Genomic DNA, 16,379 nt, shown 5'->3' with positions numbered 1-16,379 from the left:
TATGGATTTCAATTTCACCGACGACCAGGAACAGCTGCGCGACGCCGTCCGCAAATGGGTCGACAAGGGCTATGACTTCGAGCGCCGTCGCGGCATCGAGGCCAAGGGCGGTTTTTCGCGCGAGGCGTGGGACGAACTGGCCGAACTCGGCCTGGGCGGCCTCTACATCGCCGAAGACGACGGCGGCCTGGGCATGGGCCCGGTGGCCGGCATGGTCGTGATGGAAGAACTGGGCCGCGGCATCGTGCTGGAGCCCTTCGCGCAGACGCTGATCGCCGGCGCTGTGCTCAGCGGCTACGCCGACGCAGGCACCAAGGACAGCTGGCTGCCGCGCATCGCCGGCGGCCAGGCCATCGTGGTGCTGGCCTACCAGGAGCGCAAAGCCCGCTACCGCCTCGACGTGTGCGAGGCCACGGCGGCCAAGTCGGGCAGCGGCTACTCGCTGACCGGCGCCAAGAGCGTGGTACCCGTGGGCGACGAAGCCGATGCGTACATCGTTCCGGCGAAGGTGGACGGCAAGATCGCCCTCTTCCTGGTCGAGCGCAGCGCCAGCGGCGTCGAGGCCCGCGGCTACGGCACGCAGGACGGCGGCCGCGCGGCCGAGGTGGTGTTCGACAAGGCCGACGCCACGCTGGTCACGGCCGACGGCCTGGCCGCGCTGGAATACGCGGTCGATGTCGGCATCGCCGCCACCTGCGCCGAAGCGGTTGGCGTGATGGACAAGACCGTCGCTCTCACCGTCGACTACATGAACCAGCGCAAGCAGTTCGGCGTGACCATCTCCACCTTCCAGGCGCTGCGCCACCGCGTCGCCGACATGAAGATGCAGCTGGAACTCGCGCGCTCGATGAGCTACTACGCGACGCTCAAGCTCAACGCCCCAGCCGAGGAACGGCGCCAGGCGCTGGCGCGCGCCAAGTACCAGTTGGGCACGTCGATGCGCTACGTGGCCGCCAACTCGGTGCAACTGCACGGCGGCATCGGCGTGACCGACGAATACATCGGCAGCCACTACTTCCGCAAACTCACCCAGCTGGAGATGACCTTCGGCGACACGCTTCACCACCTGGGCGAAGTGTCGGCACGCATGCAGGACACGGCCGGCGTCTTCGCCTGACAGCCGTTTTCCCATAGCATCCAACGCCCGCCCGCCTTGCGCCGGCGGGCGTTTTCACTTGGAACCCCGCCAGGAACGAAACATGCAATCACGCCGCACCATCCTCGCACTGCCCCTTACCTTGGGGCTCGCATCGACCGCCATGCTGACCGCCTGCGCCACAGCGCCATCGCCTTCGTTCACCGAACGCCCGCCGATCGTCTTCATGCACGGCAACGGCGATTCGGCGGCGCTCTGGCAGACCACGATCTGGCGCTTCGAATCGAACGGCTGGCCGCGCGACCGGCTCTTTGCCGTCGACCAGCCGAACCCGCTCGCCCGTGACGACGACGCGGTCGCCCAGCCCGGCCGCAGCTCGACCAAGGATTCGGCCGTCTTCCTGAAGGCCGAGGTCGACAAGGTGCTGAAGGCCACGGGCGCCAGCAAGGTCGTGCTGATCGGCAACTCGCGTGGCGGCAACACGATCCGCAACTACGTGCAGAACGGCGGCGGCGCAGCGGTGGTGAGCCATGTGGTGCTGGGCGGCAATCCGGCGCATGGCATATGGGCGGTGAAGGGCTTCCGTGAGAACAACGAGTTCTCGGGCCTCTCGGGCTTCATGCAGCAGCTCAATGCGCCCAAGGGCGCGAACGGCGACGAGGTCACGCCCGGCGTGAAGTGGCTCACCTTGCGCTCGGACAACAACGACAAGTACGCGCAGCCTGACGGCGTGTGGATCGGCGCACCTGGCAAGCCGACCAACATCGGCTTCGAGGGGCCGGCGCTCAAGGGTGCGACCAATGTCGTGCTGCCGCGCGTCGATCATCGCGAGACCTCGTTCTCGCCCTCTGCGTTTGCCGCGACGTGGCAGTTCCTGACCGGCCAGGCGCCGCGCAGCACGGCGGTGGCGGCCGAGACCAACGTCGTGCTCGACGGCCGCGCGATCGGCGCGGAGAACCTTTCGCTGAATGGCGGGCAACTCCGCGTCTACGCCGTCGACCCGGCCACGGGCGTGCGGCAGGGCGATGCGGTGCACAGCAAGAACATCGGTGCCGACGGCCGCTGGGGTCCGTTCAGCGCGCGCGGCGGCACGGCTTACGAGTTCGTCTTGAGCGCACCCGGCTACGGCACCACGCACATCTACCGCAGCCCGTTTCCGCGCAGCAGCGGGGTCGTGAACCTGCGACCCGAGCGCATCACGCCCAGTGACGGCAGCGCCAATGTGGTCGTGGTCTTCACGCGGCCGCGGGGGTATTTCGATGCGGAGCGCGACACGATGCGCTTCGACGGACAAAGCCTGCCGGCCGGGGTGCCGCCCAAAGGCCCGGGCGTGTCGAGTTCCAGGCTGCGCATCGCCGCGAGCGAGCCGCAGCGCGCGGTCACTGGTGAATTCAACGGAGAGCGCATCACCGGCCTGACCTGGCCGGCGGTGAAGGAGCATGTGACGGTGCTCGAACTGACCTATTGAGGATCACGCCATGAACGACACGACCTCTCCTTTCGTGCTGAACACACGCGACGCGCGCGGCGTGGTCACGCTGACACTGAATCGCCCGGCTTCCTTCAACGCCTTGTCGGAAGGCATGCTCGGCGCGCTGGAAACGGCGCTGGGCGATATCGCATCCGACGAGAGCGTGCGCGCCGTCGTCATCGCGGCCGAAGGCAAGGCTTTCTGCGCGGGGCACGACCTGAAGGAAATGCGCGCCGAGCCGTCGCTCGGCTACTACCAGCAACTGTTCGAGCGCTGCGGCGCGATGATGCTGTCGATCCAGCGGCTGCCCGTGCCGGTGATTGCACGCGTGCACGGCATCGCGACCGCTGCCGGATGCCAACTGGTCGCGGTGTGCGACCTGGCCGTGGCCTCGAGCGAGGCGCGCTTTGCCGTCAGCGGTGTGAACGTGGGACTGTTCTGCGCCACGCCGAGCGTCACGCTTTCGCGCAATCTTGGCCGCAAGGAAGCGTTCGAGATGCTGGTGACGGGCGAATTCATCAGTGCTGAGGACGCACGGGAGAAGGGATTGGTCAACCGGGTGGCGGTGCCGGCTGAACTCGATGGCGCGGTCGAGGCGCTGGTCGCCAGCATCGTCGCCAAGCCCCGCAAGGCACTGGCGCTCGGCAAGGCCCTGTTCTACCGCCAGCTGGAAACCGGCATCGAAGCCGCGCTGGCCGATGCCAGCCAGACCATGGCCTGCAACATGATGGACGAGAGCGCCCTCGAAGGCGTTCAGGCTTTCATCGAAAAGCGCCCGCCGGATTGGACGCGCTGAAAAACAAGCTAGGTGTCGTGCAGCCGCGAGCTTTGCGGCAGGTGCGCCATCAGGAATTCCATCTGGTCCGCGAGGATGCGGCGGTTTCGCAGAATGAAATCTTCCCAGAGGCTGGGCACGTAGGGCGCATAGAGCAGCGGCATGTTCGCCTGCTCGGGCGTGCGGCTGCTCTTGCGGTGGTTGCACGGTTTGCAGGCCGTGACCACGTTCATCCAGGTGTCGATGCCCTTCTGGGCAAACGGAATGATGTGCTCGCGCGTGAGCTCGTCTTCATGGAAATGCCCGCCGCAGTAGGCGCAGACATTGCGGTCCCGCGAGAACAGCTTGCTGTTGGTGAGGCCCGGGCGCTGGGTGAAGGGATTGATGCGCGGCACGCCTTTGGTGCCGATGATGCTGTTGATCGCAATCTGCGACTGCTCGCCCGTGACAGCGTTGTGCCCGCCGCGAAACACCGCCACCTGCGCACCCACTTCCCAGCGAACTTCGTCCGCCGCGTAGTGAATCACCGCCTGTTCGAGCGATATCCATGACTGGGGCAGCCCTTGGGCCGACAGCTTCAAGACCTTCACACACGCCTCCTCAAGAAAGTGAGAGAACACGGAAAGACCAGGGACACGGAGTGCATCGGAGACCCACGCCAGGCAACGCACTGCGTCACAATATACCGGCTTTGTGACAAATCGGCCTGATTCGCCCAATTGGCGGGCGAAAGGCGCTATCAAAAAGATACTCACCGATGCAGGTTTTTCGCGGCTTCCGGCACCCAGGCGTAGCCCCTGCCTGCGCCCTCACGATTGGAAATTTCGACGGCGTGCACCGTGGCCACCAGGCCATGCTCGCGCTGCTGCAGACCGAGGCCCGCCAGCGCGGGCTGCCCAGTTGCGTGCTGACCTTCGAGCCGCACCCGCGCGACTACTTCGCCGCCCTGACCAAGAAGCCCGACCTCGCGCCAGCCCGCATCGGCACACTGCGCGACAAGCTCAGCGAGCTCGCGGCCTGCGGCGTGGCGCAGACCATCGTGCTGCCCTTCGACGGCCGGCTCGCCTCCCAATCGCCCGAGGATTTCATCCAGAACGTGCTGGTCGACGGCCTGCGCGCGCGCTATGTGCTGGTGGGCGACGACTTCCGCTTCGGCGCCAAGCGGGCCGGCGACTACGCCATGCTCGACGCGGCCGGCGATGCGCGCGGCTTCGACGTGGCGCGCATGAACAGCTACGAGGTGCACGGCCTGCGGGTTTCGAGCTCCGCAGTGCGCGAGGCCCTCGCCGAAGGCCGGATGGCCGATGCCCAGACGCTGCTCGGCCGGCCCTACACAATCTCGGGCCACGTGGTCCACGGCCGCAAGCTCGGCCGTGCGCTGGGCGCCTCGGCGCCGGGCCAGGACGACGGCTTTCGCACCCTCAACCTGCGCTTCAAGCACTGGAAACCGGCGGCCAGCGGCATCTTCGCGGTGCTGGTGCATGGCCTGGCCGACAAGCCGCTGCCGGGCGTCGCCAACCTCGGCGTGCGCCCCTCGCTGGACGCCAACGACGTCAACGCCGGACGGGTGCTGCTGGAGACGCACTGCCTGGAGTGGCCCTCGCATCTGGGGTCCGAAGGGGCCTACGGTAAAATCGTCCGCGTGGAACTCCTGCACAAACTGCACGACGAATTGCGCTACACCAGCCTCGAGGCCCTCACTGCGGGCATCGCCAAGGATGGGCGCGACGCACGTGCGTTCTTTGCATCGACCCACGCCCAACACCACGCGGAAGTCCACCGCCAGACCACGCGCGACCGAATTTAGCCCTGCACGCCCCGTGCTGCCGCCCTTCGACAAGCTCAGGGCGAACGGCTATATCTTCCGCACCGACCGCTCAATGCAGTTCGGGCTGAGCCTGTCGAAGCCCCTCTGTTTCGCACCCCCAACATGTCTGACGCTGCTTCCCCCACCGATTACCGTTCCACGCTGAACCTGCCCGACACCCCCTTCCCGATGCGCGGCGACCTGCCCAAGCGCGAGCCGGGCTGGGTGAAGGAATGGAACGACGAAGGCCGCTACCACCGCCTGCGCGACGCCCGCCACGGCGCGCCCAAATTCATCCTGCACGACGGCCCCCCGTACGCCAACGGCCAGATCCACATGGGCCACGCGGTGAACAAGATCCTGAAGGACATGATCACCAAGGCGCGCCAGCTCGAAGGCTTCGACGCGCTCTACGTGCCCGGCTGGGACTGCCACGGCCTGCCGATCGAGAACGCCATCGAAAAGCAGTTCGGCCGCAACCTGAGCCGCGACGAGATGCAGGCCAAGAGCCGCGCCTACGCCACCGAGCAAATCGCCCAGCAGATGCTCGACTTCCAGCGCCTGGGCGTGTTGGGCGAATGGGACCATCCCTACAAGACCATGGATTTCGCCAACGAAGCCGGCGAGCTGCGCGCGTTCAAGCGCGTGATCGAGCGCGGCTTCGTCTACCGGGGCCTGAAGCCCGTGTACTGGTGCTTCGACTGCGGCTCGTCGCTCGCTGAATTCGAAATCGAATACGCTGACAAGAAGAGCCAGACCATCGACGTCGCCTTCAAGGCGCACGAGCGCGAGAAGGTGCTCAAGGCTTTCGGCACAGACCACACGATCCTCGGCGACATCTTCGCGGTGATCTGGACCACCACCGCGTGGACCATCCCCGCCAACCAGGCGATCAATCTCAACCCCGAGATCGAGTACTCGCTGGTCGACACCGAGCGCGGCCTGCTGATCCTGGCCAACTCGCTGGTCGAGATGTGCATGACGCGTTACGCGCTCGACGGCAAGGTGCTGGCCACGGTGAAGGGCGAGGCGCTTGGCGGGCTCGAATTCGAGCATCCGCTGTACGACGTGGACGCTGGCTACAAGCGCCTGTCGCCCGTGTACCTGGCTGACTACGCTACAGCCACCGACGGCACCGGTCTCGTGCACTCCTCGCCCGCCTACGGCGTGGATGACTTCAACTCCTGCATCGCGCACGGCGTGGCGTACGACGACATCCTGAACCCGGTGCAGGGCAACGGCAGCTACGCGCCCGACTTCCCGCTCTTCGGCGGCCAGAACATCTGGAAAGCCGTGCCGGTGATCATCGCCGCGCTGCGCGACGCCAACCGCCTGCTGACCACCGAGACCATCACCCACAGCTACCCGCACTGCTGGCGCCACAAGACGCCGGTGATCTACCGCGCGGCCGCGCAGTGGTTCGTGCGCATGGACGAGGGCGAAGGCGTGTTCACCAAGGACAAGGCGCCCAAGACGCTGCGCCAGACAGCGCTCGATGCCATCGAGCAAACCAGCTTCTACCCAGAGAACGGCAAGGCGCGACTGCACGACATGATCGCCGGTCGGCCCGACTGGTGCATCAGCCGCCAGCGCAGCTGGGGCGTGCCGATCCCGTTCTTCCTGCACAAGGATTCGGGCGAGCTGCATCCGCGCACCATGGAAATCCTCGACCAGGCCGCCGACATCGTCGAGAAGGGCGGCATCGAGGCCTGGAGCCGCGTGACGACCGAGGAAATCCTGGGCGCCGAAGACGCGCCGAGCTACACCAAGAGCACCGACATCCTGGAGGTGTGGTTCGACTCGGGCTCGACCTTCTATCACGTGCTGCGCGGCACGCACCCCACGGTGCATCACGAGACGGGCCCCGAGGCCGACCTGTACCTCGAAGGCCATGACCAGCATCGCGGATGGTTCCATTCGTCGCTGCTGATCGCCTGCGCGCTGGAAGACCGCGCGCCCTACCGCGGCCTGCTCACGCACGGTTTCACGGTCGATGCCAAGGGCATCAAGATGAGCAAGTCGCTCAAGAACGGCATCGACCCGCAGGAAATCAGCAGCAAGCTGGGCGCGGAAATCATCCGCCTCTGGGTGGCTGCGAGCGACTACTCGGGCGACATCGCGGGCGACGACAAGATCCTCGCGCGCGTGGTCGATTCGTACCGCCGCATCCGCAACACGCTGCGCTTCCTGATGGCTAACACCAGCGACTTCGACATCGCCAAGGATGCGGTGCCGCTCGACCAGTTGTTCGAGATCGACCGCTACGCGCTCGCGCGCGCTTCGCAGTTCCAGGCCGAGATCCTTGCGCACTACAAGGTGTACGAGTTCCACCCGGTGGTGTCCAAGCTGCAGATCTACTGCTCGGAAGACCTGGGCGGCTTCTACCTCGATATCCTGAAGGACCGTCTCTACACGAGCGCGCCGGGCTCGCTCGCGCGCCGCAGCGCGCAGACGGCGCTCTGGCACATCTCGCAAGCGATGCTGCGCTGGATGGCGCCGTTCCTGAGCTTCACGGCCGAAGAGGCGTGGAAGTTCGTGAGCACCGGCAAGCCGGGCGAATCGATCTTCGCCGAGACGTACTGCAAGTTCGACGCACCCGACGAAGCACTGCTCGCCAAGTGGAGCCGCATCCGCGAGATCCGCGACGTGGTGAACAAGGACATCGAAGCCGTGCGTGCCGAAGGCAAGGTCGGCTCATCGCTGCAGGCCAACCTGCAGTTGAGCGCACCGGCCGACGACTTCGCGCTCCTCGGCACGCTGGGCGACGACCTGAAGTTCGTCTTCATCACCTCGGCCATCGCGCTGGCGGCGGGCGAGACGCTCGCCACCACCGTCGCGCCGAGCACCGCGCAGAAGTGCGAACGCTGCTGGCACTACCGCGAGGACGTGGGCCACGATGCGGCGCACCCGACGATCTGCGGCCGCTGCACGAGCAACCTGTTCGGCGCCGGCGAATCGCGGAGCTTTGCCTGATGGCCACGACACGCTCTGCATCGGCATCGCGTTCGCGCGGTGGCAGCCTGGGCATCTGGCCCTGGCTCGGGCTGGCGGTGATCATCGTGATCATCGACCAGTTCACCAAGACGCTGATCCTGGGCTACTACAAGCTCGGTGATGCGACCTACGTGACGAGCTTCTTCAACGTCGTACGGGCGCACAACACGGGCGCCGCGTTCTCGTTCCTGGCCGACCACTCGGGCTGGCAGCGCTGGTTCTTCACGGCGATCGGCGTGGCGGCGGCGATTTTCATCGTCTGGATGCTGAGGTCGCACGCGGGCCAGAAGCTCTTTTCGTTCGCAATGGCCTGCATCCTGGGCGGCGCTATCGGCAACGTGGTCGACCGGATGATGCACGGCTACGTCGTCGACTTCCTGAGCTTTCACGCGGGCAACTGGTACTTCCCGGCGTTCAATGCAGCGGACAGTGCGATCACGCTCGGTGCCATCTGCCTGATCGTGGACGAGATCCGGCGGGTTCGCCGAGGCAAGTAGAGCCAGTCACGCAAGTTACTCAAGGGCCTTCGGGCCTTTTTTCTTTGGGGCCGGCTCGCCCCTTCGCCGAGACGGCGAGGGTTTCTCCCCGCTTCAATCGATGTCATGACGAAGTCATACTGCCGCGGTTCAATGTAATCGATTACATGAATACCGCACGATGAGCATCCAAGCCGTAGCCGCCAAAGCCAAGGTCTCCGTAGCCACTGTGTCGCGGGCCTTCAATTTCCCCGACAAGGTCACGCCCGCCACGCGCGAGCTGGTGGAGCGCGTGGCGCGCGAACTGCACTACGTGCCCAACGCGAGCGCGCGCACCCTGCGCACCCAGCGCAGCCGCACGCTGGGCGTGGTGCTGCCCACGCTGCTGAATCCCACGTTCGCCGAATGCCTGCAGGGCATCGCGCGCGCGGCGCTCGCCGGTGGCTACGCGATCCTTCCTGTCACCACGGGCTATCGGCTCGACGAAGAAGAGCGGGCTGTGCAACTGCTGCTCGCCGGCAATGTCGATGGGTTGATCCTCGTGGTCTCCAACCCATCCACCTCGAAGGCGCTCGCCCGGCTGCGCGCGACCGGCACGCCTTATGTGCTCGCGTACAACCGGCATGCGGACCACCCCTGCGTCACCGTCGACAGCGAAGCCGCCGTGGCCGATGCGGTCGCGCGCCTCGTGCTGCTCGGCCATCGCCGCATCGCGATGGTCAGCGGCACGCTCGCTGCGTCGGATCGCGCGCAGCAGCGTTACCGCGGCTACCAGAAAGGCATGTCCGATGCGGGGCTCAAGGCCCCTTCGCTGATCGAAGTGCCTTTTGTCGAAAGCGCCGTCGATGCGCTCGCCAGCGTGCTGCAGGCCGACAACCGGCCCACCGCGCTTGTCTGCTCGAACGACCTGCTCGCCATCCGAAGCATCCGCGCCGCGCACCTGGGCGGTCTCTCGGTGCCCGACGACCTCAGCGTGATCGGCTTCGACGGCATCGCGCTCGGCGAAGACCTGACGCCGGCCCTCACCACCATCGCCCAGCCCAACAGCGACATCGGCCGCCACAGCGTTGAGCTGCTGATCCAGTCGATGGCCGGCGGCACCACGCTGCAGGCCGACGCGAGCCTGCTGCTGCCCCACACCTTCCGCGACGGCGAGTCGTGCGCATCCGCGTGCGACGTTGCCGTCGATTGATCTCCCCGCTACACCCACCTCGTCCCTTCCAAGGAGCTTCTTCATGTCCCTCCGTATCTCCCGCATCGCCCGCCTCGGGCTGATCGCCGCCACCTTCGTTGCCGCAGGCAGCGTCATGGCCCAGACCGCCATTTGCTACAACTGCCCGACCGAATGGGCCGACTGGGGCACGCAGCTCAAGGCCATCAAGGCCAAGACGGGCGTCACCGTGCCGGCCGACAACAAGAACTCGGGCCAGTCGCTCGCGCAACTGGTCGCCGAGAAGGCAAGCCCCGTGGCCGACGTCACCTACCTGGGCGTGACCTTCGCCGTGCAAGCCGCGAAGGACGGCGTGGTCGAGCCCTACAAGCCGGCGGCGTGGAAAGACATCCCCGACGGCCTCAAGGACCCGGCCGGCAACTGGTTCACCATCCATTCGGGCACCCTCGGCTTCATGGTCAACGTCGATGCGCTCAAGGGCAAGCCCGTTCCCAAGTCGTGGGCCGACCTGCTCAAGCCCGAATACAAGGGCCTCATCGGCTACCTCGACCCCGCCTCGGCCTTCGTCGGCTACGTGGGTGCGGTGGCGGTCAACCAGGCGCGCGGCGGCACGCTGGACAACTTCACGCCGGGCATCGATTACTTCAAGGCGCTGCAGAAGAACGAGCCGATCGTGCCGAAGCAGACCTCGTACGCACGCGTGCTGTCGGGCGAAATCGCGATCCTGCTGGACTACGACTTCAACGCCTACCGTGCCAAGTACAAGGACAAGGCCAACGTCGCCTTCGTCATCCCGAGCGAAGGCACGCTGGTCGTGCCCTACGTGATGAGCCTGGTCGCCAAGGCGCCGCATGCGGCCGACGCGAAGAAGGTGCTCGACTTCACGTTGTCCGACGAAGGCCAGGCGATCTGGGCCAAGGCGTACCTGCGCCCGGTGCGCGCGAGCGCGATGCCCAAGGAGATCGAGGCGCAGTTCCTGCCCGCGAGCGAATACGCGCGTGCCAAGAGCGTGGACTACGGCCGCATGGCCGAAGCGCAGCGCGCGTTCTCCGACCTGTACCTCAAAGAGGTGCGCTGAGCCGCCCTTGAAATGAAGTCCGCCAACGCCTGGAACCCACGCTGGCGGCTGCTCGCCTGCGTGGCCCCCGCAGCCGCCTTCTTCACCGCCTTCTGGCTGCTGCCGGTTGTGCGCCTGCTCGCCCTGCCGGCCGACAAAGGCTGGGCCACCTACTTCGCGGTGCTGACCGACTCGCGCTACCTGCAGAGCATGGTCAACACCGTCGTGCTGTCGGTGGCGGTGACGCTGGCGACGCTGGTGCTCGGCGCCGCGGTGGGTATCTATCTCGCGCGCCATGCCTTCGTCGGCAAGCGCGTGCTGCTGTCGCTGCTCACGCTGCCGCTGTCGTTTCCGGGCGTGATCATCGGCTTCTTCGTGATCCTGCTGGGCGGCCGGCAAGGCCTCGTGGCCGACGTGAGCGACAGCCTGATCGGCGAACGCATCACCTTCGCCTACGGCCTGCTCGGCCTCTTTCTCGCGTACCTGTATTTCTCGCTGCCGCGCGCCATCGCGACCTACGCGGCGGCGGCCGAGGCAATGAACGTGCAGCTCGAGGAAGCCGCGCGCTCGCTCGGCGCCTCGCGCCTTCGCGTGGCGCGCGACGTGTGGATGCCCGAGCTCGCGCCCACCACGCTGGCCTGCGGCGCGATCCTGTTCGCGACGTCGATGGGCGCCTTCGGCACGGCCTTCACGCTGGCCAGCAAGTTCGAGGTGATCCCGATCACCATCTACAACGAGTTCACCAACTACGCCAACTTTGCGCTCGCCGCGTCGCTGTCGATTTCGCTGGGCCTCGTGACCTGGCTGGTGCTGTTCGTCGCGCGTCGCTTTGGGGCCAACCCCGTGGCGCGCTGAAAGGGAATCGGAATGCGCACGACATCGCAACCCAAGGCGCCCTTCCTGCTCGCCATCACCGTGCTGGTGAGCCTCTTCATGATCGCGCCGATGCTGCTGTCGGTGATGGCGGGGCTGGTCAACAACTACAGCGCTGGCCTGAAAAGCGGCCTCACGCTGCGCTGGCTCGGCGAGGTGTGGGAGAACTACGGCGGCACCGTCGGCTGGTCTATCGGGCTGGCCGTCGCCTGCGTGATCTGCACCGTGCTGCTGGGCGTGCCTTGCGCCTATGCACTCGCGCGCAGTCGCTCGCGGGCCGCGCGCATCTTCGAGGAACTGCTGACGCTGCCCGTCGCCGTGCCCGGCCTCGCGACGGCGCTCGCGCTGATCCTCGCCTACGGCCAGCTCACCGCGTTTCGCACAAGCTTCGCCTTCATCCTCGTGGGCCACATCGTCTTCACGCTGCCCTTCATGGTGCGCACCGTGAGCTCGGCCTTCCAGCGCGACGACCTGCTCGCGCTCGAGGAAGCCGCTCGCTCGCTGGGCGCGAACTTCCGCCAGCGCTTCATGGGCATCCTCGTGCCCGCGGTGTTCCCCGCCATCGTGGCCGGCAGCCTGATGGTCTTCACGCTCTCGGTGGGCGAATTCAACCTTACCTGGATGCTGCACACGCCGCTCACCCGCACGCTGCCAGTGGGCCTGGCCGACAGCTACGCCTCGATGCGCATCGAGATCGGATCGGCCTACACGCTGGTCTTCTTCGCAGTGATCCTCCCGGTGCTGTGGGGCCTGCAGTACCTTGCCAACCTGATGCAGAAACGCCATGGAACTTGAACGCATCCCCATCGACATCGCGAACTGCGCGAAGACCTATGCCGACGGCACGCGCGGCCTGCAACCCACCAACCTGCATGTGGAGGCCGGCGAGGTGCTCGCGCTGCTCGGCCCCTCGGGCTGCGGCAAGACCACGCTGCTGCGGCTGATCGCGGGGCTGGAGGCGCCCGATGCGGGCAGCCGCATCGTCTTCGGCGACCAAGACGTGACCGAGCGTCCCGTCGAGCATCGCGGCGTGGGCATGGTGTTCCAGAGCTACGCGCTTTTTCCGCAGATGACGGTGGCGGCCAACATCGGCTATGGCCTCCGCATCCGCGGCGTGTCGCCCGCTGAAGAGAAACGCGCGGTCGGCGAACTGGTCGACCTCGTGCGCCTCGGCGGGCTGGAGAACAAGCGCCCCGCCGAACTCTCCGGCGGCCAGCGCCAGCGTGTGGCCCTTGCCCGTGCGGTCGCCGTTCGCCCCCGCGTGCTGCTGCTCGACGAGCCGCTGGCCGCACTCGACGCCAAGCTCAAGGAGTCGCTGCGCGACGAGCTCGCCGAGCTGCTGCGCCGCCTGCACATCACCGCCATCCACGTGACGCACGACCAGCAGGAGGCGCTCGCCATCGCCGACCGCCTCGCCGTGATGCGCGCCGGCCGCATCGTGCAGATTGGCCGTGGCGAGGACCTCTACCGCGCGCCCGCGCATCCCTTCGTCGCGGAGTTCCTCGGCCGGGTGAACCGGCTCGAACGCGCGCCAGAGGCCATCGCGCAGGGCGTTGTCCGACTCGGTGGAGGCACGCTGCCTTGCCCGCCCGCCTGGCAGGACCATGCGACGCTGCTGGTGCGGCCCGAAGACGTCGAAGTGAGCGCGCCCCGGCCCGACTGGGGCATTGCCACCGTCGAGCGCCGCACCTTCCTCGGCGACCGCGTGCAGCTTCAACTGCGCGTGCACGACCAACCGCTGCTGGTGGCCGACGTGGAGCGCGACAACCCCTTCGGTCCGGGCGATCCGGTCGGCCTTCGCGTCCATCCCGATCGCCTGATGACGTCGCAGGAGCCCACGGCATGAGCACAACAACGATGCAAGACACTTTTCTGGTCCAGTTGACCGACCTTCACATCCGCGAGCCGGGCCGGCTGGCCTATGGCCGCATCGACACCGCGCCGTATCTGCAGCAGGCGGTGCAGTCGGTGCTCGCCCTGCCGCAGCAGCCCGATGCGGTCGTGATCACCGGCGACCTGACCGACTTCGGCCGCGCCGCCGAGTACGAGCACCTGGCGCGCCTGCTCGCCCCGCTCACCATGCCGGTCTACCTGATGCCCGGCAATCACGATGACCGCGACCAGCTGCGCAAGAGCTTTCCCGGGCATGCGTACCTCGGCACGGGCGACGACACGGCGGGCTTCATCCAGTACTCCGTGCGCGTCGGCGCGTTGCGGCTGCTGACGCTCGATACCTGCGTGCCCGGCGCGAGCCACGGCACGCTGTGCGACAAGCGCCTGGGCTGGCTCGAAGCCCAGCTCGACGCCTGCCGCGGCGAGCCGGTGGTGGTCGCGATGCACCACCCGCCCTTCACGACGCTGATCGGCCACATGGACGAGATCGGCCTGCTCGAAGGCGCTGGCGCGCTCGAAACGCTGATCGCCCGCTATCCCAATGTCGAGCGCGTGATCTGCGGGCACCTGCACCGTGCCATCGACGTGCGCTTCGGCGGCACGCTCGCCTCGACCTCGCCGGCGCCTGCGCACCAGGTTTGCCTCGACCTAGCGCCCGGTGCGCCCTCGGCGTGGACACTCGAACCGCCGGGTTTTCGTGTGCATGCATGGTCCACGCGCAGTAGCCGGCTCGTCACCCATCTGGCGGCTTCCGGGCGCTTCGAAGGCCCTTTCCCGTTCCATGACAACGGGGCGCTGATCGACTGAACCGCCACTTGTGGAAAATGGGGTCGAAACGAACCAAAACGAAAAGGACAGAACCCGACACCCATGAAGCATCTCCTGAATCTGCTCGCGGCAGTGGCACTGCTGGTGTGGGGCACCCATCTGGTTCGCACCGGCGTGCTGCGCGTGTTCGGCGCCAACCTGCGCAAGATCCTCGTGCAGAGCATGCGCAACCGGTTCACTGCCGCTCTCTCGGGCATCGGCGTGACCGCGCTGGTGCAGTCGAGCACCGCCACCTCGCTCATGACCTCGTCCTTCGTCGGGCAGGGCTTGGTCACGCTGCCCGCGGCGCTGGCGGTGATGCGGGGGGCCGACGTGGGCACGGCGCTGATTTCGGTGCTGTTCTCGGCGGACCTGTCATGGCTCTCGCCGATGTTCATCTTCGTGGGAGTGGTGCTGTTCATCACGCGCTCGGCCACCGTGGCGGGACGCGTGGGGCGGGTGCTCATCGGGCTGGGGCTGATGCTGCTCGCGCTGCAGTTGGTGGTGGAAGCGACCGAACCCCTGTTCTCGTCGCCCGCGGTGCGTGCGCTGCTCGCGTCGATCAACAGCGACGTGCTGCTGGAGATCACCATCGGCGCGGTGCTGGCCATCGTGGCCTATTCGAGCCTCGCGGTGGTGCTGCTGGTCGCGGCCATGGCCACGTCGAACGTGGTGCCGCTGGATGTGGCGCTCGGCCTCGTGCTCGGCGCCAACCTCGGCAGCGGTTTGCTCGCGGTGCTGACCACGGCCAAGTCGGCCGTGTCGGTGCGGCAGGTGACGGTCGGCAACCTCGTCTTCAAGGCACTGGGCGTGGCGATCATCGCGCCTTTCGTGGGCTTGTGGATCCGCTACGTGCAGCCCGAGCTGCCGAACCAGACGCACGGCGTGGTGCTGTTCCACCTGGCATTCAACGTCGTGATCAGCGTCGGCTTCATCGGCCTCACGCAGTGGATCGCGAAGCTCGTCACGCGCATGCTGCCGACCCCGCAGGCCTCGGGTACCAGCCGCCCGCACCACCTGGACCCCTCGGCGCTCTCGACGCCCTCGCTCGCGATCTCGAACGCCGCCCGCGAGGCGCTGCACCAGGCCGACATCGTGGAGACCATGCTGATCGGGGTGCTCGACGTGATCCGCAACAACGACACGCGGCTGTCGCAGGAGCTGCGGCAGCTGGACGACACGGTGGACGAGCTGTACTCGGCGATCAAGTACTACATGACGCGCATCTCGCGCGAGGCGCTGGGCGAAGAGGAAAGCCGGCGCTGGACGGACATCATCAGCTTCACGATCAACATGGAGCAGATCGGCGACATCATCGAGCGGGTGATCATCGATGTGGAAGACAAGAAGATCAAACCGCAGCGCAACTTTTCCGAAGCCGGGATGGCTGAAATCGTCGAACTGCATGGGCGGCTGGTTGCCAACCTGCGGTTAAGCATGAGCGTGTTCTTGAACGGGAATGTTCGGGATGCGCAGAAGCTTCTGGAAGAGAAGGCTCGGTTTCGGGATCTGGAGCGGGCTTATGCGACGACTCACCTGGATCGGTTGTCGGATCGGACCACGCTGAGCATCGAGACGAGTTCGCTGCATATCGACTTGATCAGCGATTTGAAGCGGATCAATTCGCATATTTGCTCTATTGCTTATCCGATTCTGGAATCGGCTGGGGCTTTGGCGCCCAGCCGGCTACGAGAGTCTCGGCTTGGGAAGATCGAGGGCTAAGTTTCTTTTTTTGTTCCGAGGCCGGGTCTCGCCCCGGCAGGCGACTTACTTTCTTTTGCTTCGCCAAAAGAACGTAAGCAAAGAAAAGGCGACCCTGCTGTCTGCGTCCCTGCGCTTCGCTTCGGGCAACCTGCGGTGCTCACGTTCCGCGGGGTCTCGCCCAAACTCGCTTCGCTCAAACAAGGGCGAGCCCTGATCCGCGAAACGCTCCGCTCCTCGGCGCATACAGAAGGGCTT

At 66.5% G+C, this 16,379-nt stretch carries 14 protein-coding genes; 13 read left to right on the top strand and 1 reads right to left on the bottom strand.

The genetic code is table 11. From position 1 onward, the window contains the following. Position 1: 1 nt before the first annotated feature. The 3 genes from VARPA_RS06865 (at position 2) to VARPA_RS06855 (ending at position 3,363) form a co-directional block, all read left to right on the top strand. Positions 2–1,117, top strand: coding sequence for an acyl-CoA dehydrogenase family protein (locus tag VARPA_RS06865; RefSeq protein ID WP_013539835.1), 1,116 nt, complete (start codon positions 2–4; stop codon positions 1,115–1,117). 82 nt (positions 1,118–1,199) lie between these two features. Next, the gene (locus tag VARPA_RS06860; RefSeq protein WP_013539834.1) at positions 1,200–2,564 is read left to right on the top strand and encodes an alpha/beta fold hydrolase; all 1,365 of its coding nucleotides are present in this window, start codon (positions 1,200–1,202) and stop codon (positions 2,562–2,564) included. 10 nt (positions 2,565–2,574) lie between these two features. Beyond that, a complete protein-coding gene (locus VARPA_RS06855) occupies positions 2,575–3,363 on the top strand; it encodes an enoyl-CoA hydratase (RefSeq protein WP_013539833.1) in 789 nt (262 codons plus the stop codon). Positions 3,364–3,371: 8 nt separating this feature from the next. Here the strand turns inward: VARPA_RS06855 and VARPA_RS06850 are convergent, their stop codons facing one another. Next, on the bottom strand, positions 3,372–3,932 hold the full coding sequence (locus VARPA_RS06850) for an HNH endonuclease (protein WP_013539832.1): 561 nt from the start codon (positions 3,930–3,932) through the stop codon (positions 3,372–3,374). A gap of 167 nt (positions 3,933–4,099) precedes the next feature. Here VARPA_RS06850 and VARPA_RS06845 point away from each other — a divergent pair, with 167 nt between their 5' ends. The 10 genes from VARPA_RS06845 (at position 4,100) to VARPA_RS06800 (ending at position 16,142) form a co-directional block, all read left to right on the top strand. Continuing rightward, positions 4,100–5,149, top strand: a complete 1,050-nt coding sequence (locus tag VARPA_RS06845) for a bifunctional riboflavin kinase/FAD synthetase (RefSeq protein WP_013539831.1) — start codon at positions 4,100–4,102, stop codon at positions 5,147–5,149. 123 nt (positions 5,150–5,272) lie between these two features. Further along, positions 5,273–8,122 (top strand): isoleucine--tRNA ligase, encoded by a 2,850-nt coding sequence (gene ileS, locus VARPA_RS06840; RefSeq protein WP_013539830.1) that lies wholly within the window; start codon positions 5,273–5,275, stop codon positions 8,120–8,122. Further along, on the top strand, positions 8,122–8,640 hold the full coding sequence (lspA, locus tag VARPA_RS06835; protein ID WP_013539829.1) for a signal peptidase II: 519 nt from the start codon (positions 8,122–8,124) through the stop codon (positions 8,638–8,640). The genes ileS and lspA overlap by 1 nt, the downstream gene beginning before the upstream one ends. 160 nt (positions 8,641–8,800) lie before the next feature. Then, entirely contained in the window at positions 8,801–9,811 is a 1,011-nt protein-coding gene (locus VARPA_RS06830; RefSeq protein ID WP_013539828.1) for a LacI family DNA-binding transcriptional regulator, read from the top strand. A gap of 43 nt (positions 9,812–9,854) precedes the next feature. Further along, on the top strand, positions 9,855–10,868 hold the full coding sequence (locus VARPA_RS06825; protein WP_013539827.1) for an ABC transporter substrate-binding protein: 1,014 nt from the start codon (positions 9,855–9,857) through the stop codon (positions 10,866–10,868). Between the two features lie 12 nt (positions 10,869–10,880). Further along, positions 10,881–11,702, top strand: a complete 822-nt coding sequence (locus VARPA_RS06820) for an ABC transporter permease (protein ID WP_013539826.1) — start codon at positions 10,881–10,883, stop codon at positions 11,700–11,702. 12 nt (positions 11,703–11,714) lie between these two features. Further along, positions 11,715–12,515 (top strand): ABC transporter permease, encoded by an 801-nt coding sequence (locus tag VARPA_RS06815; protein WP_013539825.1) that lies wholly within the window; start codon positions 11,715–11,717, stop codon positions 12,513–12,515. Then, positions 12,505–13,566 (top strand): ABC transporter ATP-binding protein, encoded by a 1,062-nt coding sequence (locus tag VARPA_RS06810; protein ID WP_013539824.1) that lies wholly within the window; start codon positions 12,505–12,507, stop codon positions 13,564–13,566. Before VARPA_RS06815 ends, VARPA_RS06810 begins: the two co-directional genes overlap by 11 nt. Then, positions 13,563–14,420, top strand: a complete 858-nt coding sequence (locus tag VARPA_RS06805) for a phosphodiesterase (RefSeq protein WP_013539823.1) — start codon at positions 13,563–13,565, stop codon at positions 14,418–14,420. Before VARPA_RS06810 ends, VARPA_RS06805 begins: the two co-directional genes overlap by 4 nt. A gap of 63 nt (positions 14,421–14,483) precedes the next feature. Then, positions 14,484–16,142, top strand: coding sequence for a Na/Pi cotransporter family protein (locus VARPA_RS06800; protein ID WP_013539822.1), 1,659 nt, complete (start codon positions 14,484–14,486; stop codon positions 16,140–16,142). Positions 16,143–16,379 lie beyond the last annotated feature (237 nt).

The organism is Variovorax paradoxus EPS, from assembly GCF_000184745.1.
Taxonomy (GTDB): Bacteria; Pseudomonadota; Gammaproteobacteria; order Burkholderiales; family Burkholderiaceae_C; genus Variovorax; species Variovorax paradoxus_C.
The sequence above is the reverse complement of the archived record's forward strand: the minus strand, read 5'-3'. Positions and strand labels throughout refer to the sequence as shown.